This is a genomic window from Caldanaerovirga acetigignens (genome assembly GCF_900142995.1).
GTDB classification, from domain to species: domain Bacteria; phylum Bacillota; class Thermosediminibacteria; order Thermosediminibacterales; family Thermosediminibacteraceae; genus Fervidicola; species Fervidicola acetigignens.
This window is the reverse complement of sequence record NZ_FRCR01000002.1, coordinates 141,678-163,468: the sequence shown is the minus strand read 5'-3', so window position 1 is coordinate 163,468 and position 21,791 is coordinate 141,678. Positions and strand designations below refer to the sequence as shown.

The 21,791-nt window shown below is 46.6% G+C and carries 22 protein-coding genes, 1 pseudogene and 1 other annotated feature; of the genes and pseudogenes, 4 read left to right on the top strand and 19 right to left on the bottom strand.

Going from position 1 to position 21,791, the window contains the following annotated elements; genetic code table 11:
- Positions 1-81: 81 nt before the first annotated feature.
- Positions 82-873 carry a glycosyltransferase gene (locus tag BUB66_RS02370; protein ID WP_073254038.1) on the top strand — a complete coding sequence of 264 codons (792 nt, stop codon included), beginning with the start codon at positions 82-84 and terminating at the stop codon, positions 871-873.
- Here BUB66_RS02370 and BUB66_RS02365 read toward each other — a convergent pair.
- The 9 genes and pseudogenes from BUB66_RS02365 to BUB66_RS02330 form a co-directional block, all read right to left on the bottom strand.
- Complete coding sequence (locus BUB66_RS02365; RefSeq protein WP_066352484.1) at positions 866-1,336, bottom strand: ribonuclease H-like YkuK family protein; 471 nt, start codon at positions 1,334-1,336, stop codon at positions 866-868. The genes BUB66_RS02370 and BUB66_RS02365 overlap by 8 nt on opposite strands.
- Before the next feature lie 68 nt (positions 1,337-1,404).
- Positions 1,405-2,247, bottom strand: a complete 843-nt coding sequence (gene rsmA, locus BUB66_RS02360) for a 16S rRNA (adenine(1518)-N(6)/adenine(1519)-N(6))-dimethyltransferase RsmA (protein WP_244269728.1) — start codon at positions 2,245-2,247, stop codon at positions 1,405-1,407.
- Positions 2,248-2,255: 8 nt separating this feature from the next.
- Positions 2,256-2,855 carry a TatD family nuclease-associated radical SAM protein gene (locus tag BUB66_RS02355; RefSeq protein ID WP_073254035.1) on the bottom strand — a complete coding sequence of 200 codons (600 nt, stop codon included), beginning with the start codon at positions 2,853-2,855 and terminating at the stop codon, positions 2,256-2,258.
- An 84-nt stretch (positions 2,856-2,939) separates the two neighbouring features.
- Complete coding sequence (locus BUB66_RS02350; RefSeq protein ID WP_244269716.1) at positions 2,940-3,716, bottom strand: TatD family hydrolase; 777 nt, start codon at positions 3,714-3,716, stop codon at positions 2,940-2,942.
- Complete coding sequence (gene metG / locus BUB66_RS02345) at positions 3,713-5,617, bottom strand: methionine--tRNA ligase (protein ID WP_073254032.1); 1,905 nt, start codon at positions 5,615-5,617, stop codon at positions 3,713-3,715. The genes BUB66_RS02350 and metG overlap by 4 nt, the downstream gene beginning before the upstream one ends.
- A 151-nt stretch (positions 5,618-5,768) precedes the next feature.
- Entirely contained in the window at positions 5,769-7,220 is a 1,452-nt protein-coding gene (locus BUB66_RS02340; protein WP_073254029.1) for an IS200/IS605 family accessory protein TnpB-related protein, read from the bottom strand.
- Between the two features lie 37 nt (positions 7,221-7,257).
- A pseudogene (locus BUB66_RS11995) lies at positions 7,258-7,338 on the bottom strand (IS607 family transposase); the annotation flags it as partial.
- Between the two features lie 132 nt (positions 7,339-7,470).
- Positions 7,471-7,676, bottom strand: a binding site (T-box leader).
- A 37-nt stretch (positions 7,677-7,713) separates the two neighbouring features.
- Positions 7,714-9,552, bottom strand: a complete 1,839-nt coding sequence (locus tag BUB66_RS02335) for an ATP-binding protein (protein ID WP_073254026.1) — start codon at positions 9,550-9,552, stop codon at positions 7,714-7,716.
- A 49-nt stretch (positions 9,553-9,601) separates the two neighbouring features.
- Positions 9,602-10,567, bottom strand: coding sequence for a DNA double-strand break repair nuclease NurA (locus tag BUB66_RS02330; RefSeq protein WP_244269715.1), 966 nt, complete (start codon positions 10,565-10,567; stop codon positions 9,602-9,604).
- A 116-nt stretch (positions 10,568-10,683) separates the two neighbouring features.
- Between BUB66_RS02330 and BUB66_RS02325 the strand changes: the two genes are divergently transcribed.
- Positions 10,684-10,935: an AbrB/MazE/SpoVT family DNA-binding domain-containing protein gene (locus tag BUB66_RS02325; protein WP_073254020.1), complete on the top strand. Its 252-nt coding sequence runs from the start codon at positions 10,684-10,686 to the stop codon at positions 10,933-10,935.
- Between the two features lie 68 nt (positions 10,936-11,003).
- Here the strand turns inward: BUB66_RS02325 and proC are convergent, their stop codons facing one another.
- Positions 11,004-11,834 carry a pyrroline-5-carboxylate reductase gene (proC, locus tag BUB66_RS02320; RefSeq protein WP_425291861.1) on the bottom strand — a complete coding sequence of 277 codons (831 nt, stop codon included), beginning with the start codon at positions 11,832-11,834 and terminating at the stop codon, positions 11,004-11,006.
- 446 nt (positions 11,835-12,280) lie between these two features.
- On the opposite strand from proC, the gene BUB66_RS02315 reads away from it, so the two are divergent.
- Entirely contained in the window at positions 12,281-12,844 is a 564-nt protein-coding gene (locus tag BUB66_RS02315; protein WP_073254017.1) for an HD domain-containing protein, read from the top strand.
- 114 nt (positions 12,845-12,958) lie between these two features.
- Positions 12,959-13,252, top strand: coding sequence for a hypothetical protein (locus BUB66_RS02310; protein ID WP_073254014.1), 294 nt, complete (start codon positions 12,959-12,961; stop codon positions 13,250-13,252).
- Here BUB66_RS02310 and rsmI read toward each other — a convergent pair.
- Genes rsmI through aroF form a run of 9 tightly spaced genes read right to left on the bottom strand, consistent with a single transcriptional unit; the run spans position 13,240 to position 21,782 of the window.
- Complete coding sequence (rsmI, locus tag BUB66_RS02305; protein ID WP_073254252.1) at positions 13,240-14,145, bottom strand: 16S rRNA (cytidine(1402)-2'-O)-methyltransferase; 906 nt, start codon at positions 14,143-14,145, stop codon at positions 13,240-13,242. The genes BUB66_RS02310 and rsmI overlap by 13 nt on opposite strands.
- Positions 14,146-14,174: 29 nt before the next feature.
- A complete protein-coding gene (gene aroH / locus BUB66_RS02300) occupies positions 14,175-14,540 on the bottom strand; it encodes a chorismate mutase (RefSeq protein ID WP_084098611.1) in 366 nt (121 codons plus the stop codon).
- Between the two features lie 16 nt (positions 14,541-14,556).
- On the bottom strand, positions 14,557-15,000 hold the full coding sequence (aroQ, locus tag BUB66_RS02295; protein WP_073254012.1) for a type II 3-dehydroquinate dehydratase: 444 nt from the start codon (positions 14,998-15,000) through the stop codon (positions 14,557-14,559).
- Entirely contained in the window at positions 14,997-16,646 is a 1,650-nt protein-coding gene (gene aroB, locus BUB66_RS02290; RefSeq protein ID WP_073254009.1) for a 3-dehydroquinate synthase, read from the bottom strand. Before aroB ends, aroQ begins: the two co-directional genes overlap by 4 nt.
- Positions 16,640-17,728 carry a chorismate synthase gene (aroC, locus tag BUB66_RS02285; RefSeq protein WP_073254006.1) on the bottom strand — a complete coding sequence of 363 codons (1,089 nt, stop codon included), beginning with the start codon at positions 17,726-17,728 and terminating at the stop codon, positions 16,640-16,642. The genes aroB and aroC overlap by 7 nt, the downstream gene beginning before the upstream one ends.
- Positions 17,722-18,591 (bottom strand): shikimate dehydrogenase, encoded by an 870-nt coding sequence (aroE, locus tag BUB66_RS02280; protein ID WP_073254003.1) that lies wholly within the window; start codon positions 18,589-18,591, stop codon positions 17,722-17,724. Before aroE ends, aroC begins: the two co-directional genes overlap by 7 nt.
- A gap of 14 nt (positions 18,592-18,605) precedes the next feature.
- Positions 18,606-19,898 (bottom strand): 3-phosphoshikimate 1-carboxyvinyltransferase, encoded by a 1,293-nt coding sequence (gene aroA, locus BUB66_RS02275; protein WP_073254000.1) that lies wholly within the window; start codon positions 19,896-19,898, stop codon positions 18,606-18,608.
- Positions 19,864-20,769 (bottom strand): prephenate dehydrogenase, encoded by a 906-nt coding sequence (locus BUB66_RS02270; protein ID WP_084098605.1) that lies wholly within the window; start codon positions 20,767-20,769, stop codon positions 19,864-19,866. The genes aroA and BUB66_RS02270 overlap by 35 nt, the downstream gene beginning before the upstream one ends.
- Complete coding sequence (gene aroF, locus BUB66_RS02265; RefSeq protein WP_073253998.1) at positions 20,769-21,782, bottom strand: 3-deoxy-7-phosphoheptulonate synthase; 1,014 nt, start codon at positions 21,780-21,782, stop codon at positions 20,769-20,771. Before aroF ends, BUB66_RS02270 begins: the two co-directional genes overlap by 1 nt.
- Positions 21,783-21,791: the final 9 nt, after the last annotated feature.

Below are 21,791 nucleotides of genomic sequence, written 5' to 3'. Positions count from 1 at the left end.
GCCCCGATGAAATCTTTGAGCTGCTAATACATAATATGTTAAGAGAAACAGCCGTGTTAACGACAAGGGTGGTGAGCAATATTGAATATAGCGGTGGTGCCTGCTAAGGATGAAAAGGGAAGAATTTCAAAAGTTTTGGAAACCTTGTCAAAGGCGCCGGTAGACCGGATTTTGGTCGTCCTAAACGGCAGCAGTGATGGAACGCTGCAAGAAATTAAAGAAAAAAACATCCCCACCGTGGATTTATTAATTTTCGAAGAACCTTTAGGATATGACATCCCCAGGGCAGTCGGCGTCTTCTACGCCCTCAAAAATAACGCCGACTGTGTGATTTTCGTCGACGGCGATATGACAGGCGACCTTGCCCCGGTGATCAATCAACTCGCCAAATCAATCCTTTCAAAGAATGCGGACCTGGCCCTCACGCTCTGCATTCCTGACAAAATTCGGGAAAACAAAATAGCAATGGAGCTTTACTGTTTCCGAAAGCTTTTTAATACGCGCCTCGGTATTTATGAAAAAATCAATGTCGCCATCCCCTCCCACGGACCATGCGCTGTCTCAAGAAATCTCATGAATCTGGCCGACATAAGGGATTTCGCAGTCCCTCCTGTGATATCGGCTCTTGCCGTAAAAAACTCCCTGGGCATAGAAGCCCCCGTAACCATCCAAAGCAGGGCGCTCGGTTCGAAAGAACGGGGTTTTTTTCATGCAAAAAAAATCGCCGATACGATTATCGGCGATATAATCGAAGCCATGAATTATTTTGAAGGGAAGCCCAGGACCCGCACCCTTGGCTCAAAACAATACCAGGGATTCAACCCCTTACGGCGTTTCGACCTTCTGGAAAACTTCATAAAGGCTTTCACTTAGTATATTTATCCGCAACCTTCGTGGCCCCGAAGGCCTGGGGCTTTATCTTGACTTTATAACCGCTGCTCATAACCCAGCCCACCACTTCGCGAATTAGCTCCTTGGTGTCGCCGTTTTGGCCTATATCCACGTGGATTTCCACGTCCATATTCCGGTAGCTGGTCTTTGAAAGCTCTCTTTCCAGCAAATTCACGACTTCCAGGGAAAGCGAAGTTTCGGTATATACTTTGTGCCGCAGGCTTTTCACCTGCGACATAAATTTCTTCCGGTAATAGTACCTGGCTCCCTTCCCCACACGGTGTATTATTATGGCCGTTACAAAGCAGACCGTATCCCGGGCCTGGGAGTCGGTGCCGATAATCAATTTGTAAGCGGCGTTGGGCTCCTCTTCCATAAAGGCGATGATATCCTCTACCACTTCTTTTAATGTGATTTTTCCTTTAGTAGGGCTTATGAAGTACACGTCGATCACGTCCTCAAAACAGTTTAAGGTTGGATATGTACAAAGCCCCACCGTAAAAACATAGCAAGCTACTCAATATTTTTTATTATTTTTGCAATCTCCCTCGATAACTCCGTAAATTCCTCTATATTTAGCGTTTCGGCCCGGCGATTTTCGTCTATCCCCGCCTTTTTCAAAGCCTCTCTTATTTCATCGGAAGGAAGGGAAAGCCTGCTCTTTAAAGAATTTTTCACCGTCTTTCTCCTTTCGCCGAATGCGGCCTCCACGATCCTGAAAAACATCTTTTCGTCTTCGATGTTGACAGAGGGGAGTTCCCTCAACTTCAGCCTCACCACGGCCGATTCCACTTTCGGAGGAGGAAGGAAGGCCGACCTCCCCACCTGGCAAATCAAATCCACGTGTGCGTAAAGCTGCACCGCAATGGAAAGTATGCCGTAATCTCTTGTGCCGGGTCTTGCCGATAGGCGCTGGGCCACTTCTTTTTGTACCATAATAACCGCCATTTTTATCAAATGGCGGTTCTCCACTATTTTCATGAGAATGGGACTGGTTATATAGTAAGGGAGGTTTGCCACCACTTTGAACTTGCCATCGAAATGTTCCTTTGAAACTTTCTCTAAATCCAATTTTAGCACATCTTCGTTTAATAAACAAATATTTTTATACTTTCCCGTCAATTTCTCTAGGACGGGAAAGAGAGCAGGGTCTTTTTCCACGGCCACCACTTTTCTAACAAGGCGACCGAGTTTCAGGGTTAAAACCCCGAGGCCCGGTCCTATTTCGAGAACCCCGTCTTCATTTTTCAACTCCGCAGCCTCTATCATGGCCGCAAGCGGCCTTTCGTCTATAAGAAAATGCTGTCCCAGGCGCTTGCTGGGCCGAATCCCAAACTCCCTCATCACTTTTTTCACGTTCAAGCTTATTCCCCGTCCCCACCTTCAAAGTGCCTTACCCTGAATTCCACTCCGAGTTCCTCTGCTATTTTGCGGCACTTTTCCACGTCGACTCCCGGCACGTCCACCACCGTGAGGACCACCCTCGACACGTGGTTTTTGCATTTTCTCGCGAATTCCAGCATGGAATAAAAGGCGTCTTCTCCGTAATCGGAATTGCAAATCTCCTGATATTTTTTGGCATTTTCCGCATTAAGGCTTATGGATACGGTATCTATAAGTCCCCTGAAATAAGGCGTTATGTCCTCTCCGTTTATTAAGTTCCCCAATCCGTTGGTGTTTATCCTGATAGGCACGCCCGGATAGTTTTTCTTTATGTGGCGGGCCACATCCAGCACAACCTGAAGGCGCATCAGCGGCTCTCCGAAGCCGCAAAATACCACTTCTTTGTACTTTGTAGGGTCCCCTATGGCTTCGATAATCTCTCTCGTGGTGGGCTCCTTTTCCAACCAGAGGTTATATCCGTCTATGCCGTCGCTAAAGTTCCTTATGCAAAAAGTGCAATGGTTGGGACAGCGGTTTGTTATGTTGAGGTACAGGGAATCCCCCAAAGGATATGCTATCATTTCGTTACACCGTCCATTATCCTAAATTTTATGCGAACGCTGTTATTTTAACACAAAAGCTAAAAATTGAAAATACACCTTCTCTTAGCATTCGATGCCGAAAAGTTTTTTTGCGTTGTTCTTCGTGATTTTGACCACTTCTTCCTCGGAAATCCCCCAAATATATGAAAGAGCGCGAACTATGTAAATAAGGCGGGTGGGGTCGTTTCTCTTACCCCTGAACGGCTCCGGCGAAAGATAGGGGCAGTCGGTCTCTACTAGCACCCTTTCTTTCGGAAGGCCTGCCGCCACTTTCCTCACACCTTCAGCCTTTTTAAAAGTCAAGACACCCCCGAAGGAAAAATAAAAGCCCAAGGCCAAAAAATCCCATGCTTCCGCAAGGCTTCCGGAATAGCAGTGCATAAGGCCTTTTGCTACGCCTGACTTTTTCAGTATTTCCAGCGTATCCCCCAGGGCCTCCCGGCTGTGGACCACCACCGGCAGGCCCAGCTCCTTTGCAAGAGAAAGTTGTGCTTTAAAAACTTTTTTCTGCGCCTCTCTGGGAGAAAAATTGTAGTGATAGTCGAGTCCGATTTCACCGACAGCCACTACTTTCGGGTGCTTTGCCAAGTCCCGCAATACATCGATGTAGTCTGGACTTGCCTTTGAAGCCTCGTGGGGGTGGACCCCCACGCAGGCGTACACAAAATCACACTTTCGGGCAAGTTCCAAAGACATGCGGCTGCTCTCTAGGTCGGACCCGGCGTTAATGACAATTATCCCCTGTTCCTTTATATGCTTTAAAAGTTCCTCCCGGTCACCGTCGAAGGCCGCATCATCAAGGTGTGCGTGAGCGTCGACCAGCACCGAACCGCCCATCATTTGACCTTAGCCCCCGCCTCGATATCTTCGTCCACAGTAACGAGCACTACTTTTTCTTTAGACGAAGCCGCAAGCAGCATCCCCTGGGACTCCACACCCCGCAGCTTGGCCGGCTTTAAGTTGGCCACGACCACTATCTTTTTCCCGACTAATTGTTCGGGGCTGTAGTGCTTTGCTATTCCCGCCACTATCTGGCGCGTTTCTTCTCCTATCCTCACCTTCAGTTTGAGCAGCTTATCCGCCCCCTCGATTCGGGAAGCTTCAAGAACTTCGGCCACCCTCAGGTCCACTTTTGCAAAATCATCTATGGTTATGTGGACTTGCTGCCCTTTGGATTTTTCCTCCGCGGTCTTTATTTCAACAGGCTCTTCTATCCTCGGGAAAATTATCTTTTTATCTCCGACCTTCAGCCCCGCCGGGAGAACTCCAAAACGACTTACGCTTTCCCAGCTTGTGAGGTTTTCGTCGTTGATACCCAGTTGCTCTCTGATTTTAGCCGGAATACCGGGCATGGCCGGCTCTATGTGAACCGATATGATTCTAAGCACTTCAGCGAGGTTATAAATCACAGTCGCAAGGCGCTCCTTTTTCGCTGGGTCTTTGGCCAGAACCCAGGGAGCCGTTTCATCGATGTACTTGTTCGCCCTGCCAATGAATTTCCATATTGCTTTCAAAGCCTCGGAAAGCTCCATCCGCCTAATTAAAGACTCTACCTCATCCGGCAGCTTTTCGGCCTCTGAAATGAGCTCGTGGTCTGTCCCTTCGGCCGGTCCGGGGGACGGTATGTATCCTCCGAAGAATTTTTCAATCATGGTGACCGTGCGAGAGAGCAAATTGCCCAGGTCGTTGGCAAGATCGGCATTGTATCTTTCAACAAGCGCCGCCTCTCCCACGGAGCCATCAAGGCCATAAGGCAGGTCCCTGAGGAGGTAGTACCTCACCACATCCGAGCCGTATCTTTCCGCCAGAACAAAGGGGTCCACAACGTTGCCCAGGCTCTTTGACATTTTTCTGCCGTCGGGGCCGAGTAAAAATCCTCCCACATTCAGGCAGCGGTATATGGGTATGCCGGCGGATTTCAACATGGTTGGCCAGAATACAGCGTGGGGCTTCAATATGTCCTTGCCGATGAGATGCCAGGCATGCTCCCAGTAGCGCCGGTATTTTTCCCCATCCGGATAACCCAGGGCGGAAACGTAATTCAAGAGCGCATCGAACCAAACGTAAGTCACGTGCTCCTCATCCCAGGGCAGCGGAATTCCCCAGGGGACGCGCCGCCTGGGCCGGGATATGGAAAGGTCCCCTACGGGCTCGGAAAGCATGGAGAGCACTTCGTTCCTGTAACCTTCTGGGCGGATGAAATCCGGATTTTCCTCGATGTAGCTTTTCAGCCAGAGCCTGTATTTTTCCATCCGGAAGAAGTAATTGCCTTCCTTTCTCCTTTCAGGCACGGTGCCGTGGTCCGGACACCGGCCGTCCACCAGCTCCTTTTCGGTCAAAAAGCGCTCACACCCCACGCAGTAAAGACCTTCGTACTCGCCGTAGTAGATATCCCCCGCATCGTATACCTTTTGGAGCACTTGCTGCACTACGTTTTTGTGCCTCGGTTCCGTCGTCCTTATGAAGTCGTCGTATCTTATGTTCAGCTTTTCCCACGCATCTTTAAACCGGGTGCTCATCCTGTCCACAAAAGCCTGCGGTTCTTCGCCGCTGGCCCTGGCCGCCTGGGCTATCTTCTCGCCGTGTTCGTCGGTGCCGGTGAGAAAATAGGTATCGTACCCGGCAAGGCGGTGCCACCGCGCAAGAAAATCAGCTATTATGGTAGTGTACGCATGTCCAATATGGGGCTCCGCGTTGACGTAGTAAATGGGCGTCGTCACGTAAAATACCTTTTCTCTCATTGAACTCCCTGGTCATCCAAACTGTGCAAAATTGCACAAGTTTAGACGGCTGGGCTATTTATATTCCGCCCTTTCAGGGAGTGCTCATTCCCAGCAGGCGGTATTTAAGCACTCCCATAGCCCCTGCCCCAAGAAGCAGGAACTTGCGCCCTTATCCGGGTCTCCCCACTTGCCCCGAATGTAATACCCCCTTCAGGACAGAGATGTCTCTTAAGACTTTCCCAGGGGAGAGTGGCGTTACCACCGCTACCTTGAGAACTCGCCAGAGTTTATAGCTTTCGCTATAGGCACTAATACTTGTTCCATCCAGAGGTATTAGTGCCTCCCCCGGCTCACTCCCAAGGCTTTGTAACACCTTTATCGCATAGTCTATCTCTTTGAGTTGCTTCTTCTTTAAACGTCTGTTCTTGATTGCCTTGCTCACATAATCTTTCAGGTCTTCCAGGCTATCAACGTCAAGGTTTTCAAGGAGTTTCATGTAGTTGTCTGGTATCCTCTCTTTTATTCTAAGCCCCCTCCGTGCTATGACATACGCTGCTGCCACGTCCTTGCTTATCATATACTGCGGTACATACTTCAGCATCCCTATCATGGATGTATAGGCAGGATTAACTTCTATGACTTGTATGCCCTTTCTCTTCGCTAAAACCTTGATTTTCTCCAAAAGCGACCTGTAGCTAAAGCTGTGCCTTATCCTCCTCGATTTCCTCCCCGAAAAGTCCCCTCTTTTTCCTTTGTCTCTTATGTCCAACCTTTCGATCGCTATAGCCTTTTCCTTTTCTTCTGCTAGCCTTACTACTTCGTGGGCATGCTGCCATCTGTAATACTCCCTTTTATCTGAACTGCCGCTTGCAAGTTCGGGCATCAGAATTTTGCTGTAACTTACAAGATTACCGTTCTCATCTGTTTCTGACCACGCTATATGGTCCGGATATGCGTTGACGTCTATGCCTATAACCCCATTTTCTTTTGTTACCGTAACTTCCGGGAAGTTTTCTTCAATCGTAAAGTAAGCATATACTTTTCCGTTTTTGAGCTTTAGCTCGACGGAATAGGCTTCTCCGCAAGTGCTTATTGCCTCAAGTAATTCCTCCCGGCTCTTTCCTTTCTTACATCCCGCTTGTATCCTTGCATAAGCATACTTTCTTTCACTTACGTTGATTCTAAGTACTGCGCCATTTTCATCTATCTTGATTCTCGTATTCAGATTTCCTTTCTTGCTCTTATCTCCCCGTGAGTAGAGATTGCCCTTCCTTCTTTCTTGCCACTCTTTTTTCAGCTTCTTATATGCATTTCCGTTTATGTGCCGCTTCTTGAGCTTTTCAAACAAACTCCTGCTACCGAAAATAACCCTGCTTGGATTTTCGCATCTTTCTTTGCATGACTCAAGGACGCTTTTTGCCTTAATTATCGCATCATCTACATACCTCGAATTTAGATTGAAAATCCCTTGCAATTCTCGTTTGAGTTCATTTCTACCTTTACTTTCTAAAAGCCTGTTATATGCAAATCTCATGCAGGATGACCATCTTCTCATAAGGTCTAATACTTCTTGTTTATCTTCTTTACTGTCAAAACCAAGTTTAGCTTGGATTGTTAGCATGCTCTTTACCACCTTTTCGCCCGTAAATCCTCGCCATTCTATCCTTCGGAGTCCTGAGAGGGGTAATTGATCCTTCTTTTTCCCAGTTTATAAGTGTCCTTCGACTAATCGAGTAAATTTCTTTTACTTTTTACACACTTAATAACATCTATCATCATCCAATTAAAATTACACTCTTTTGCACAACTATCTTCAACTGTTTTTACCTCCCTGAATTTTTTCGTCTTCCACAAATAAAAAAGCCGCCCCGGAAAGGGGCGGGCTCGTATCCCGCGGTACCACCCTAATTCGCCTATAAAGGCCTCTTGGCTTTAACGGGCCTTCCCGTCACTGCCTACTTTAATTCAGCAGCGCAAGCTCGGGGACCATCTTCGGCAGGGCCTTCGGTGCCGGCTTCCACCTCACCCGGCTCTCTGGTACCTCCTCCCTACCTACTCTTCCCGTCATAGCCTTTTTATTTTGCATTATATGATACCACGGCCGGAATTTATTGTCAAGTTTGCCCGTAATACATGGCCCCAAAAGGCGTATCTTCCTTTTTTAGCTTTCCGTTTTTCACCAGGTTTTCAAGGCTTTCCTTCAAGGTTCTTACTTCCAGTTTCAAATCCGGCGCCTCTGCGTTCAAGGCCTGAATCACCTTCAATAGATTCGTCTCGTATATCGGCAGGTGAACCTCTAACAGGTCAAGCAGCCTATCCTGAGCCTTTTGCCTGTAATTTTTTATTTCTTCAAAGGGGTTTAAGGTGTGAGGACTTTTCGTGTAGGGAAGCCTGACTCTTATCGCCACGGTCCTGCCGAAAAGCGGCGAGGAGACAAATGCATCGCCGGAAGGAAGGTACGGAAGCCTTTTTGCCTCTTCCGCCCCTATGTCCGTCTCTTCCGTAATAGTAGCTATGTCGTGCCCCCTGACAGTCCTGAAGATTATCTTGGTGTTGAGCTGTGCGGTCACAGTTTCATCGAGAAGCGTAGGCCTCTGGGTTGCCAGCACCAAAAATACGCCGTATTTTCTGCCTTCCTGGGCTATTTCTGTGATAATTCCCTTGCTCGGAGCGTCATACCCTTTGGGGGCGAAATTATGGGCTTCATCGGTGGCTATAACAAAAGGGGGAAAGTACTCGCCACTGGCATTTCCCCTTAACTCCCCATCTTTATAATCCCTACGCGCCCGGTAAAGGTTGGCAAGAAGGTAGGTGGAAAACACCTGCAGCAGCCATATAGGCCCCTGTATAACAGCAAGTTTCCCCTGCAAAAGGGCTTCTTTTACCGGTTTTATGTTGTGATTAAAAAGTCCTGAAGCCTGAAGTCTTCTCAGCCTCCAGGCGATGCCCTGCACTGACACCAGTGGTATGTTGGGGTACTCCTCCAAAAGCTCCTTCATTTTTTTATATTTTTCTCTTTCCTGGAGTTCTATATCCTGCTGCAGCATCTTTTCTATCCTTAGCCTTCCCAATTCTAATGCTTCGGCTAAAAGTTCCAACCGCGAAGAAAAGCTCAAAAGAGTGTCTCCCCGGCGGTGAAGGATTTCCACGGCGCTGCTCATGGCTTCGGTCAAGGGTTTTACCGCGGATAGCAGATCCAAAAGGTCCCTTTTCCCGAGGGCAAGGAATTCGACACCTATATCCTCGCCTATCTGAAACTTTTTAAAAGCGCTTTTAAAATCTGGAGCACCTTTTAAATCTTCTTCTTTTGACGAAAAATCCATCTCATAGTGAGGGTCTAAGATTATCGCCGGAACTTCCTTCAGCATCAGTTCCTCCATTATGACCCTGAGCCCGTAGGATTTGCCCGAACCCGAACCGCCGAAGATGCCTATGTGGGGGTACTGCTGAAAAGACTTCAAGTCCAGCAAAAACGGCACGTTTTTAGTCTTTTTCTTTTCCCCCTTGGTATATACGTAAAAGAGCCCCTTTAAATTTTCGTCCATGGTGTCTGCCGTCTCTTCAGTATTTTTTATTTCTCCCAATGCGAGACCCTCCTGCGGAGTCGACCTCACAAGAAGGTCTTTAACTTCTGAAAACTCCGGGAGATGCACTTTTGCGCCCGTGGTTATCGGGAAGTTCGCTTCGTTTCTGAGTTTTACCCTCGCTATATTAATCTCGTCTTCGCTAATAGAATACCCCAGGCGCTCTAGGGACTCAATCACCCTGGCGTCCACAAAGTCGTGGTTTATCGAAAGCGGAATGAAGCGGTTGTAAGAATTGGCTTCCACCACTTCGCCTATGAGCGGGCCTTGGTGCGGGTCGTCTATTACCAGAATCTCGTTTATCCTGAATTTCCTCTCCTTAGAAGCAACAAATACTTCTTGAGGAGTCGTAAGGCCTACCACTTGCATAAAACCCTTTCTCCTTTCACTTGATTAGTTCAGTCAAGTCTTTAAATTTTTAAGGGGTCCGCTTTGCCCTTTTTGGAGTTAGGAATTCAGAAAAATCTTCGCCCAAATACATCTTTAAAAGTCCCTCTAAAAGAGCATCGCTGATTTTTACTTTTTTGTCAACCAGGTCAAGCCAAAGAGGTATTCCCCGACTGTCACGAGGAGTAAGGGTAAAAATCAGGTTTTCTACCTGTTTTATATATTCGTACTGCTCCTCCAGGAGGTCGATACCTATCGGTTTTGGGTCAATAGACGTTCTTATAAACACTGTGCGAAATCCTTCCTTAATTCCGGTCGGTATAACCTCCAGCCCCTCTCCTACATCCAACGCCCCGAAAAGCAATTCCCAATCACAGGCTCCTCTCACTGCCTCCGGCAGGAATTCCCTCAAAACATTGCTTATAATCTTTGTAGTAATGCCTTCTACCACGCCAACTAGCAAAATCTCTCTGTCGATTGCCTCTTTTTTCAAATCCTCCCATAGATTTTTAGCTTCAATTTTCAGGCGAACAAGAGAACCATCTACCAGGATTACCGCAGGTTTTAACTTTTCTATAGCTTCGATGGCAGCCATTGCCTCCAAACTTGCAAGGCTGGACTTTACAAGCTCGAGGTATCCTGCCTCATCCACCTCATCCTTCATGAAAAGAGGGCATAAAACTCTGGAACAATATATTTCTTCTTCAACAGTAGTACTCTTCGCCAGAGATTGCTGGACAGTTATTACGTAAGGGAAAGAACCGGCAGTATTGTTGGTGGAACCGTCCACCCCTACTATGCCGCCTTTTTCAGACAAAGACTTGAGCTCATCATTCGTCATCTTTCGACTTATCCTGAATCTCCCGAGACCGCTTTTTTCAATCAGATTGCGCAAGCTTTCTCTGTCGGGCCGTTCTTCAATTCGCTTTTTTAAGGCCGAAGCTGCTATAGAAAATTCTGTTTTCAGAGTCTCATTCAATTTTTCCAAGTTCGTCACTCCTTTTTTAAAAATACTTCTACTTTTTTGTATCATGTTGACTTTTATTGGCAGTTCTGGTATTATCTACTTAAGAAACCTTGTCGAAAAAAGTAAAAAAGAGGGGGCATTTTCCCATGAAATCTACGGGGGTCGTCAGAAAAGTCGACGAATTAGGTCGAGTAGTCATACCCATTGAACTTAGGCGCACACTAGATATAAACGAAAAGGACGCCTTGGAAATTTACGTGGATACCGATCGGATAATCCTTAAAAAATACCAGCCCGGCTGCATATTCTGCGGCAGTGCGGAAAACATCATTACTTTCAAGGGTAAAAACATCTGTGAGGAATGCTTTTCGGAATTGAAAAAGGAGAAAAAAAATTAAAGAAGAGACTACAGTCTCTTCTTTTTTTATGCTTTACATCATTATGATACAAAAAATTTAAATAATTGTCAAGAATTTCCGGAGACTCCACTTTCCTTTCTCATTTCTACCGACCTTCGCGCGGCGCTTTTAACCGCTTGCACTATGGCATTTACAAAACCCATTTTTTCGAGGGTTTCTATTCCCGCCATGGTAGTACCACCCGGAGATGTAACTTTCTTTCTCAAGGTCAAAGGCTCTTCTCCCGTTTCAACCACCATTTTAGCAGCTCCAAATACAGTCTGCACAGCAAGTTCATACGATACTTTCTCGGGCAGGCCTGCCCTTACCCCAGCTTCGGTCAAGGCTTCCATCATTAGGTAAACGTAGGCGGGTCCACTGCCCGAAAGGGCTGTCACCGCATCGAGCCATTTTTCGTCCACAAAATAGACCTTGCCCACGGAGGAAAAGATTTCGGAAGCCTTTTTGAGGTCTCTTCCCCCCGCATATCTGCCTGCTGCTATTGCCGTGGCGGATTCTTTTACTTGGCAAGAAATATTGGGCATAGCCCTTATAACCTTCAATTCCTTAGAATAAAAACTCTCTATAAAAGAAGTGGTTATGCCTGCTGCAACGGATATGATGAGGTGTCTTTCATTTAAATGGCTCTTAATCCTTTCCATCACTTCTCCCACGTCTTTCGGCTTTACGAGCAACATCAAAATCGAGCATTCCCCTGCAATTTCTGAATAATCCCTCGTAACCTTTACATCGTAAGTCTTTCTAATATACTCAAGCCTTTGGTCGTTTTGTTTGTTAATTACTATAATATCTTCAGCCCTGAAGACTCCAGCGCCGAGCAATCCTTTAAGCAGAGCTTCAGCCATTGATCCTGCCCCAAAAAATCCTACTTTTCCCAAAACGGACACCTCCTAAATATACAATTTTAAATCTAAAAACAAAAGACCCTTCGCCATAAAGGGCGAAAGGTCTTATTCCGCGGTACCACCTTTTTTGGCCGCACGGCCCACTCATCCTAGGTACGCCCCGATATAAAACGGGGTTATACCCTCCCTCGGTTAACGGCGGGGATTGCCGGCAAGGCTCATCGCCTTCGGCTCCGGGACGGGTTTCGGAACCCCTTGCGCAGGAAACCTCTCAGCCCCTGGGTTCCCCTCTCTTGGCGCAGGTTACATTCCTACTTTTCCCCCTCATAGCCTCGAGCATATTTTATTTTGTAATATATTTTACACCATTTTGGATCAAAGTCAACATGATTTTTTTTAAAATGTGACAAACAGGTTAATTTATAGTATAATTACTTAAAAATATTGGACTTCTTTGAATACCACAAGGAGGAGATGAAATGGACAGGCAAAAAGCCCTCGAAATCCTTCATCAATACTTACATACCGAAAACCTTGTAAAGCATAGCTTCGCGGTGGAGGCAGTTATGAGAGCCTTAGCAGAAAGGCTAGAACCCGATAGAATTGAAGAATGGAGCATAGCTGGCCTTTTGCACGATTTAGATGCAGATTTGGTGGATTACAGAAACCAACCCGAACTTCATGGCCCAAAAGCTGTCGAAATATTGAGGGGTCTAAACTTCGGCACGGAGGAAATGTATCACGCCATACTTGCCCATAACCAGGCTACCGGAACAAAAATAGAAAACAAATTCGACCGCGCGCTATATGCCGCAGACCCCATTACCGGATTTATAACCGCAGTAGCCCTGGTTTATCCCGACAAAAAGCTCTCCAGCGTAAAGGTCAAGTCAATAGTAAAGAGGATGGGCGAATTGCGGTTCGCAGCGGGTGCGGACAGGAATGCCATGCGCTCCATAGAACTTTTGGGAATACCTTTCGAAGAGTTCGCAGAGCTATCACTAAAGGCTATGACAGAAATTGCAGATATCCTAGGGTTGTAATATATACAGGCGAGGCCCTTTTGCCGCCTTGAAAGCTCGAAAAATTTCATCAAAATGTAACACAGCCTCAAGAAATTTAATATGTTCTAGTAGGTTAAAAGGCAGGTGGCAAAAATGACAAAAAAGGGCCTTGTCGAAAACTTAAAATCCATTTTTAAAAAGATGATAAAGAAAAAACGACCCATTCAATCGAACGAAGTGGAATTAATACTTCCCGGGCTTATTATAAGGATGAAAAGAAACCTCGATATAAAAGATCCCCACGAATTCACAGCAGTGGTGCCGAGGGCGGAATTCAGAAAAAAGATAAATAGCAATAATAAAATCATAGAATACGAGGTTATTTTGAGTAGCATAACGGTGGTTCACGCCCCGAGGCACCCTCCAGGGGAATCTTATTTACCGTAAGGACACTCCTTGTACCTGTTATAATTTTTTTCTTCCAATAAAACTTGGTATACCTTCCTTTTTGATATGGATAATTCCCTTGCCACCGCTTTCATGGCTTCTTTTTTGTCCATCCCACTTTTAATTTTATTTTCCACTTCTTGTCGAATTATTTTATCTATGTCCTCCTTTTCGCATAAATCCACTTCCCCTGTACTTCCGGTCCCAGACTTTGCCCCTTCGATAACCAACACAATCTCTCCTTTGGGCTTAGCACCCCCGAATTTTTCTATGGCCTCGCTCACGGTTCCTCTGAAAAATTCCTCGTGGAGCTTCGTAATCTCCCTTGCTACCGTAATTTTCCTTTCGCCCAAAATGTCTTTTATGTCTGAAAGAGACTTCAAAAGTCGGTGCGGCGCTTCATAAATCACTATGGTCCTTTTTTCGTCCCGAAGCTTTTTAAGCTGCTTTCGCCTTTCTGCAGATTTTTGCGGGAGAAAGCCCTCGAATGCGAACTTTGAAGTGCTTAGGCCCGATGCCGAAATGGCGCAAATCACAGCAGAGGGCCCCGGAAGCGGTACTACCGGGACGCCGGCATTTACTGCCTTTTTTACCAGGTCCTCTCCCGGGTCGGAAATTCCCGGCGTTCCCGCATCCGAAACAAGGGCCACTCGTTTTCCCTCCAGGATATCTTCCACAATTTTTTTCCCCATAATCTCTTTGTTTTGTTCCCGGTAGCTGACAAGCGGCGTCTTTATTCCGTAATAATTGAGAAGCTTCTTCGTCACCCTCGTATCCTCCGCCGCTATATAGTCTGCTTCTTTTAATATCCTCAATGCCCTGAGCGTTATATCCTCCAAATTTCCTATGGGAGTCGGGCAAAGATATAAAACGCCTGGTTTGTTCTTTTCCATTAGAAATTCCCTCTCTTTTTCACCATAAGTCAAAAGAAGCTCACATCCGGCCTCAATATCCTTGCTTCTCTAAGGTATATGTGTTTAATTTCCTCTTGAGTTTTGTCTGTGTTTACAGCCATAAGTGCTCGAATGCAGTTTTTTAAAGCGCCTTTGACTTTCATCTGGGAAAAATCAAGTAGCGGTACATGCACCATCCCCAGCTCTCTTGCCGCCTGGGCGGGGAAGGCCGCATCTATATCTTCAGTCGCACTAAAAAGTATAAAACATATATCGTCTATTGTCACTTGGTTTTTGTCTATCATCTCCTTTAAGAGTTTCTTCGTCGCACTTATGACTTCTTCCTTCGTATTTGAATCAACCGTAATTGCCCCTCGGATGCCCCTCACTTTCACTTTTATCTTACCCCCCTTAGCCGGCTTTTATCTTATTGAGCTCTATCAGATAGTCAATAGCGTAAAGGTAGCCGCGGTAACCCAAACCTGCTATGACGCCGTCAACCACCGGGCTTATCACCGACTTATGCCGAAATTTTTCCCGCTTGAATGTATTGGAGATATGCACTTCTACGGCCGGCAGGGAAACAGCACAAAGGGCATCCCTGATGGCAATACTGTAATGGGTATAGGCACCGGCATTTATTACTATACCAGCCGCCCAATTCCTAGCCCGGTGTATTTCGTCTATAATCTCTCCTTCTGATGAATACTGTACAATTTTTACAGTGGCATTCTTCTGCAATGCCCTCTCCAAAATCAGCCGATTTATTTCTTCAAGCGTCATATTCCCGTAGATATGGGTTTCCCTGTTTCCTAAAAGGTTTAGATTCGGGCCGTGGATAACAAGAATTTTCATCTCGCATCACCTTCCATCTCCTCTATCAGACTTTCTAGTTCTGCAGGCAAGCATTCTACAACTCTGACGTCTCCTATTTTGAAAGGCAGGGCAAACCTGTACTTTCCATATATCGCTTTTTTGTCGAACCTCATGAACTTTAGGAGGTCGCTAATTTTTATATGAAGTCCGATTTCTTTTAGCGAAACAGGCAGGCCTAAAGACTCAAGCAGCTTTTCAATCCTTTGTTTTGTCGATGTATCAGCGTGACCCATCCTTTGCGAAAGTTCAGCCTCTAGGACCATCCCTACCGAAACCGCCTTTCCGTGACTTATTTGGTACCCCAAGGCTGCTTCTATGGCATGGCCGAAAGTGTGCCCTAAGTTCAGCAGCATACGCATCCCTCTGTCGCGCTCGTCTTGCTCCACAATACGGCTTTTCATTTTTATGCACGAAGATACAGCACAAAGTACAACTTTTGGGTCTCTTGCGATTATTTTCGATGCATTTTCTTTAAGAAAATCAAACAAATAAACTCCTTCTATTACCGACGATTTAACTACTTCTGCCAGGCCATCGATATATATTTCTTCCGGAAGTACATCTAAAAAACCCGCGTCTGTCAATACAAGGCTCGGCTGGTGAAAGGCCCCCAGCAGATTCTTTTGCTGCCCGTGGTTTACCGCCACTTTGCCGCCAATGCTCGCGTCAACTTGAGCGAGCAATGTGGTCGGCACGTAAACCCACCTTATTCCCCTCATGTAAATGGCCGCAGCCAAGCCTGCAGTATCCCCTACTACCCCTCCACCGACAGCCACCACTACCGATTCCCTGTCCAGGCTTAAAGAAGCAAACTTATCAATAATTTTAAGCAGAGTATCAGGGCTTTTATTTTCCTCTCCGTCTCTTATTAAAACTACTTCCATATTCAAACCTTCATCTTTTGCCTGCTTTAATAAGTCTTTACCCGCTAATTGATTCAAAATGGGATTCGTCACCAGCACAGCTTTGGAAACCGATTGGTCTTTTAAAAACTCGATCAAAGCCTTTTCAAAGAACCTGTAGCCTATTTTTACGAAATAATCGCGGGATGATGTCTTCACAAATATGCTTTCTTCCTTTACATCCGCATCCTTCTTTTTAATTCCACGGCGGTAAAGTTCCTCAAGTATTTTTCCCGCAACCACCTCGGGGCTATTTTCCGCATTAACCACAATGTCAGCAGCTTGCCGGTAGAGGTCGTACCTTTCATTGTAAAGCGAATAAAGCTTTTTTCTCTTTTCTTTCATACTCGACGAAGCCAAAAGCGGCCTTGAATTATCACTCGCCAAGCGTGACAAAAGTACATCTGGGGAAGCATCCAGGAAAACTATTAGGCCGTTTTCTTTTAAAAAATTTACGTTCCCCTTCCTAATAACCGCTCCCCCGCCAATAGATATCACTGCGTTTTTAAGCTTCGAAACTTTCTTTACAGCGTCAGTCTCCATTTCCCTGAAACCTTCTTGCCCATAGATATCGAATATCCGTGGAATATCCATTCCTTCTGAATCCTCAAGCAGCCGATCGGTATCCACGAAAAGCCGCGAGAGTTTTTCTGCTAAAATTTTCCCCACTGTAGTCTTCCCGCTGCCAGAAAGGCCGCACAGCACTATATTCTTGTCTACCACCTGTCGCCACCCCTCATCTCTAAAAGCGCATCGGCAACGACCAGAGCTACCATGGATTCCGCAACTACCGCAGCAGAGCCTACAGCACAGACATCCGATCGCTCGATATATGCCTGGCACTCTTTTTTGGTCCTGACATCTACTGACGGCAGAGGCGACTTAAGCGTAGGAATCGGCTTCATTGCAGCTCTCATGAAAATAATCTCACCGTTGCTGACTCCGCCCTCGATTCCTCCCGCTCTATTCGATGGCCTTTTCGGCAATTTTAAGGGGTCATGGGCTTGGCTCCCCATCATCTCCGAAAATTCAAAGCCCACGCCAAATTCGACTCCCTTAACACCCTGAATGCTCATCACAGCCGCAGCCAAACGCCCATCGAGCCTTCTATCCCACTGGACGTAGCTTCCGAGACCCACCGGTACTCCGATAACAGCCACTTCAAAAATCCCCCCAAGAGTATCACCTTTTTCTCTCGCCTCGTCGATAAGCTTTTTCATCCGCCCGGTAGCTTCCAGGTCCGGACAGCGTACCTCGGAGCATTCGGCAAGGTAAAAGAGCTTTTTTGGAATTTCTTCTTTGCTCATTCTTTCCTCTAATGGCGGAAGTTGGGCCCAAATCCCTCCAATGCTCACAACCCAGCTCATCACTTTTATGTTTTCTTTCTCAAGGAGTTTTTTGGCAAAATACCCGCAAGCAACCCTGGCGGCTGTTTCCCTGGCGCTCGCCCTTTCGGCGACCGGACGGCAGTCGTTAAATCCATATTTTACCATACCAGCAAAATCCGCATGACCGGGCCGCGGAGCATATATCGGCACGTATTTGCCTTTCCAATTCTCATAGTCTTTGTTAGGAATAACGATGCATATCGGCGCCCCTGTGGTTTTCCCATCGTTCACCCCTGAGGCTATCAAAACATGGTCATTCTCTATGTTTGCCCTTTCACCCCTGCCGTACCCTCTTCGCCTCCGTGAAAGTTCGACTGAAAGCTCCTCTTGGCTCACTTCTATGCCTGCTGGCATTCCGTCCAATACGGCTGCTATCCCCCAGCCGTGGGACTCCCCTGCAGTTAAAAACCTCAACATCCCAACCACCAACTTCCTATTTCTTCTTTCAGTGCATTTTTCATGCTTTCCACAGGGCACTCGACCCCTGTGAAAATCTCAAAGGCATACGCACCTTGCCAAACCAATATTTCCACACCGCTTATCATCCTGTATCCCAATTTTTCAGCCCTCAAATAGAGCTTGCCCGGTTTTTCTCCATAGGAAAAGTCGCAAAAAATCTTGCCCTTTCCATCTTCTGTTAAGACATCTTCCAATGAAGCTGCCCCTTCGTCTGGTATGCAGTTTACCACGAGTTCGACTTCCTTTAACACCTCGAGAATATGTTCGCCTTTTAGCTCGATTGCCGCTATTTTTGATGCCTTGAAATTTCTGCGAAAACTTTCAGCAAGGTCTTCAGCTTTTCCCAGGGTCCTGTTTGCTATATAGATTTGACCTGTACCACTGGCCAGAAGGGCCGCAATCCCTCCAGCAGCCGCCCCTCCAGCCCCTAAAAACAATGCCGAACTTATAGTTTTCTTTTTCCTTTCGCTAAGAGCCCTCATCAGGCCCAGGCCATCGGTGTTGTAGCCGAAAATTTTTATCTTTCCTTTAATCTGCCTAAATACCACAGTGTTTACGGCTCCACAAACATCTGCAAAATTGTCCCTTTCATCGCAAAGTTCATAAGCCCTAGGCTTATGGGGCATAGTTACATTAAACCCTCTCATTTCCTTTGAAGCCTTTAAAAAGAACTTATCAACTTCATCAGGCGGAACAGGTATCGCCTCATATTTCCATTCGATGCCTGAACTTTTGAGAGCAGCATTTTGAATTATAGGCGAAAAGGTCTTTTTAAGAGGCCAGCCTATCACAGCCAATTCCGGAAGCCCTTTTCCCTGCATAGGAAGCCCTCCTTTTAAATAGGTTCGCTTATATTCTTCAAGGTATCAAAAAAGCCCGGAAAGGAAATATTGACACATTCGGCATTTCTTATCCTGGACCGCCCTGGAACAGACAAAGCCGCCACAGCCATAGCCATCGCAATCCTGTGGTCGCCAAAACTTTCCAAATCGCAGGGCTTAAGCTGCCTTCCTCCTGTTATCAAAAGTCCGTCTTCAAGCTCTTCTACTTCAGCCCCAAGTCTTTTTAAATTCCAAGCTATTGACTTTATCCTATCGCTCTCCTTTACTCTTAATTCTCCCGCATCTTTTATAATGCTCTGCCCTTCGGCAAAGGCACAGGCCACGGCTATTGCGGGAATCTCGTCTATGAGCCTCGGCACGATTTTCCCATCTATAACGGTACCGCGAAGGCCTCCTCCCCTGACCAGAATATTCCCTACCTTTTCTCCATTTTTTATCTTCTCACCTTCAACTGAAATCGAACACCCCATTTCCCGCAGCACATCTATAATTCCGGTTCTGGTAGGATTTAGGCCCACATCCTTTACAAGAAGCTCTGAATTTTCGCTTATCGCTGCGGCCACCATAAAAAACGCTGCTGAAGAAATATCCCCTGGAACCACAATCCTTCGGGCATAGAGCTTATCAACGGAGGTTACCCTCAAAAGGCCATCTTCTAAAGAAATCTCAGCGCCGAATTCCTTCAGCATTATCTCCGTATGGTCGCGGGTCCTTTGCCTTTCCAAAATCACCGTCTCCCCTTCGGCATATAGTCCAGCCAACAGCAAAGCGGACTTGACCTGGGCACTGGCTACAGGAAGTTCGTAATAAATCCCTTTTAGGCACCCACCCTTTATGGTGAGCGGCGCAAACTTACCTCCATCTCTTCCTTCGATGCGAGCCCCCATCATCCTGAGAGGTTCTACAACTCTCCCCATCGGCCTTCGAGAAAGTGATTCGTCACCGCTTAATACCGCTTCAAAATCCTGGCCGGCGAGAATACCCAAAAGAAGTCTCATCGTAGTGCCCGAATTGCCGGCATAAAGTTCTCCTTCTGGTTTTCTCAGCCCTCTCAAACCCTTCCCCTTCACAATCACAGTATCGTGACCCATAAATTCAATTTCTATTCCCATTTTTCGAAAACAGTCAACAGTCCTCAAGCAGTCGTCAGCGAATAAAAAGCGCATTATTTCGGTGGTACCTTCGGCAATCGCACCTATCATAACACTCCTGTGGGAAATGGATTTGTCAGGTGGCGGTGTAACTTCCCCTCTAATCCTCATTTTCCCTTCTATGACCACGTCCACAAATTCCACCCCTCTCTATGCACTTTTTTGCTTCACAGAATATCTTCCTTATGCGACCTTCATCTTTAGACTCAATGGCCTCGGCAAGTTCTCTTAGCTTTTTTTCGAAGAGGCGAATAACTTTTATAATTTCATCGCCGTTGGTGATAAAAACATCCCTCCACATCTTAAACGACGACGCGGCTATCCTTGTCGTGTCTTTAAATCCTCTCCCGGCTAGCTTCAACCATTCTCCACCTTCTTCAAGTTCACCTACCGTCGCCGCCAGGCTAGTAGCTACCACCTGGGGCAAGTGGCTCAAGGCGGCTATTATCCTGTCGTGTTCCTCGGCTGTTATCACATAAGGGATGGCGCCAATCTTCGATACGATTTTTTTTAAAACGTCTATAGATTCCTCGCTGCTTCCCGGGGCAGGGGTCAATATATAAGGAGCGTTTTGAAAAAGGTCTTTCCTGCTATGTTCATAGCCGCTTTTTTCCGAACCTGCCATTGGGTGTCCCCCTATGAATTTAACCCCTTTTGTTAGCTCAAAACTGAGAGAATTTAAAAGAAATCTCTTCGTGCTGCCCGTGTCCGTCACAATGGCACCCTTTTTGAAAAAGGGCGAGATTTTTTTGGCAACGGGTACAATTTCCATGACAGGTAAAGCAAGAAATACCACGTCCGCTTTTTTAAGCAATTCCAACTGCTTCTCATCGTCACAATTGATATTGAAGCTGTCAGGAGAAATTACGCCATCTTTTCTTGCCTTCAATAGAGTCTTGTCATCCATATCTATTCCCATAACCTCGACCCCGGCTGCATTCAACGCCTTGGCCAGCGACCCTCCGATTACTCCCAGCCCAACCACTGCCGCCTTTTCTATATTCACTAGAGCCTCCTCCCTACGATAGGTGCTATTTTCCTAAGGTCCTCGCACAGCTCAGCGAATTTTTCTGGCTTTAATGACTGGGGCCCATCCGACAGTGCCCTTTCCGGATCGGGATGGACTTCTATTATAAGGCCATCGGCTCCAGCGGCCAAAGCTGCTCTGCTCATAGGCGCAACCCACCGCCAGTTTCCAGTACTATGGCTGGGATCAACTATGACAGGGAGGTGGCTCAAGTGCTTTATTACAGCTACTGCACTAAGATCCAGGGTATTTCTTGTCTTTTGCTCGAAAGTCCGAATTCCCCTTTCGCAGAGAATCACTTGAAAGTTGCCTTCGTTCATGACATATTCGGCGGCATTCAGCCATTCTTCAATTGTAGATGCCATTCCCCTTTTTAAAAGCACTGGTTTTCCTGATCTCCCTGCAGCCTTCAAAAGCTCGAAATTTTGCATATTTCTTGCCCCTATCTGGAGAATATCGGCGTATTGGGCAACCTTGCTCACATCTTCGGGACTTACTACTTCAGTCACTACAGCTAACCCTGTCCTTTCCCGCGCTTCGGCAAGGATTTTTAAACCTTCCTCCCCCAGCCCCTGAAAGGAATAAGGTGAAGTTCTTGGCTTAAATGCCCCACCTCTTAGTACTTTAGCACCGCACTTTTTCACTATCTCTGCCGTCTCAAAAAGCTGTTCTTTATTCTCTACGGCACAGGGACCTGCCATTATTACGAACTCTTCGCCGCCTATTTCAGTATCCCCAATCTTTACTATAGTCGGCTCGGGGTGGAAGGTGCGGCTTGCGAGTTTGTACGGTTCCATTATCGGGACAATCTTTTCCACCCCTTCCATCAACTCTATGGGTTTATCGGCAAGTTTGCGCCGATCCCCTATAACCCCTACAATTATCACATCAGTCCCCCTGGAAATGTGAACCCCAAGTCCCGCATCCTCCACAACCTTGCATACTTTTTGAATGCTCTCCTCGGTGGCGTCTTTTCGCATAACTATTATCACGCTAATCCC

Bases quoted from the DNA above. Each gene is read 5' to 3' on its own strand.
- BUB66_RS02355 (WP_073254035.1), bottom strand. From the start codon at position 2,855: ATGATAGCATATCCTTTGGGGGATTCCCTGTACCTCAACATAACAAAC.
- BUB66_RS02350 (WP_244269716.1), bottom strand. From the start codon at position 3,716: ATGATGGGCGGTTCGGTGCTGGTCGACGCTCACGCACACCTTGATGAT.
- metG (WP_073254032.1), bottom strand. From the start codon at position 5,617: ATGAGAGAAAAGGTATTTTACGTGACGACGCCCATTTACTACGTCAAC.
- BUB66_RS02340 (WP_073254029.1), bottom strand. From the start codon at position 7,220: ATGCTAACAATCCAAGCTAAACTTGGTTTTGACAGTAAAGAAGATAAA.
- BUB66_RS02335 (WP_073254026.1), bottom strand. From the start codon at position 9,552: ATGCAAGTGGTAGGCCTTACGACTCCTCAAGAAGTATTTGTTGCTTCT.
- BUB66_RS02325 (WP_073254020.1), top strand. From the start codon at position 10,684: ATGAAATCTACGGGGGTCGTCAGAAAAGTCGACGAATTAGGTCGAGTA.
- BUB66_RS02315 (WP_073254017.1), top strand. From the start codon at position 12,281: ATGGACAGGCAAAAAGCCCTCGAAATCCTTCATCAATACTTACATACC.
- BUB66_RS02310 (WP_073254014.1), top strand. From the start codon at position 12,959: ATGACAAAAAAGGGCCTTGTCGAAAACTTAAAATCCATTTTTAAAAAG.
- rsmI (WP_073254252.1), bottom strand. From the start codon at position 14,145: ATGGAAAAGAACAAACCAGGCGTTTTATATCTTTGCCCGACTCCCATA.
- aroQ (WP_073254012.1), bottom strand. From the start codon at position 15,000: ATGAAAATTCTTGTTATCCACGGCCCGAATCTAAACCTTTTAGGAAAC.
- aroC (WP_073254006.1), bottom strand. From the start codon at position 17,728: ATGTTGAGGTTTTTAACTGCAGGGGAGTCCCACGGCTGGGGGATAGCA.
- aroE (WP_073254003.1), bottom strand. From the start codon at position 18,591: ATGCAGGGAAAAGGGCTTCCGGAATTGGCTGTGATAGGCTGGCCTCTT.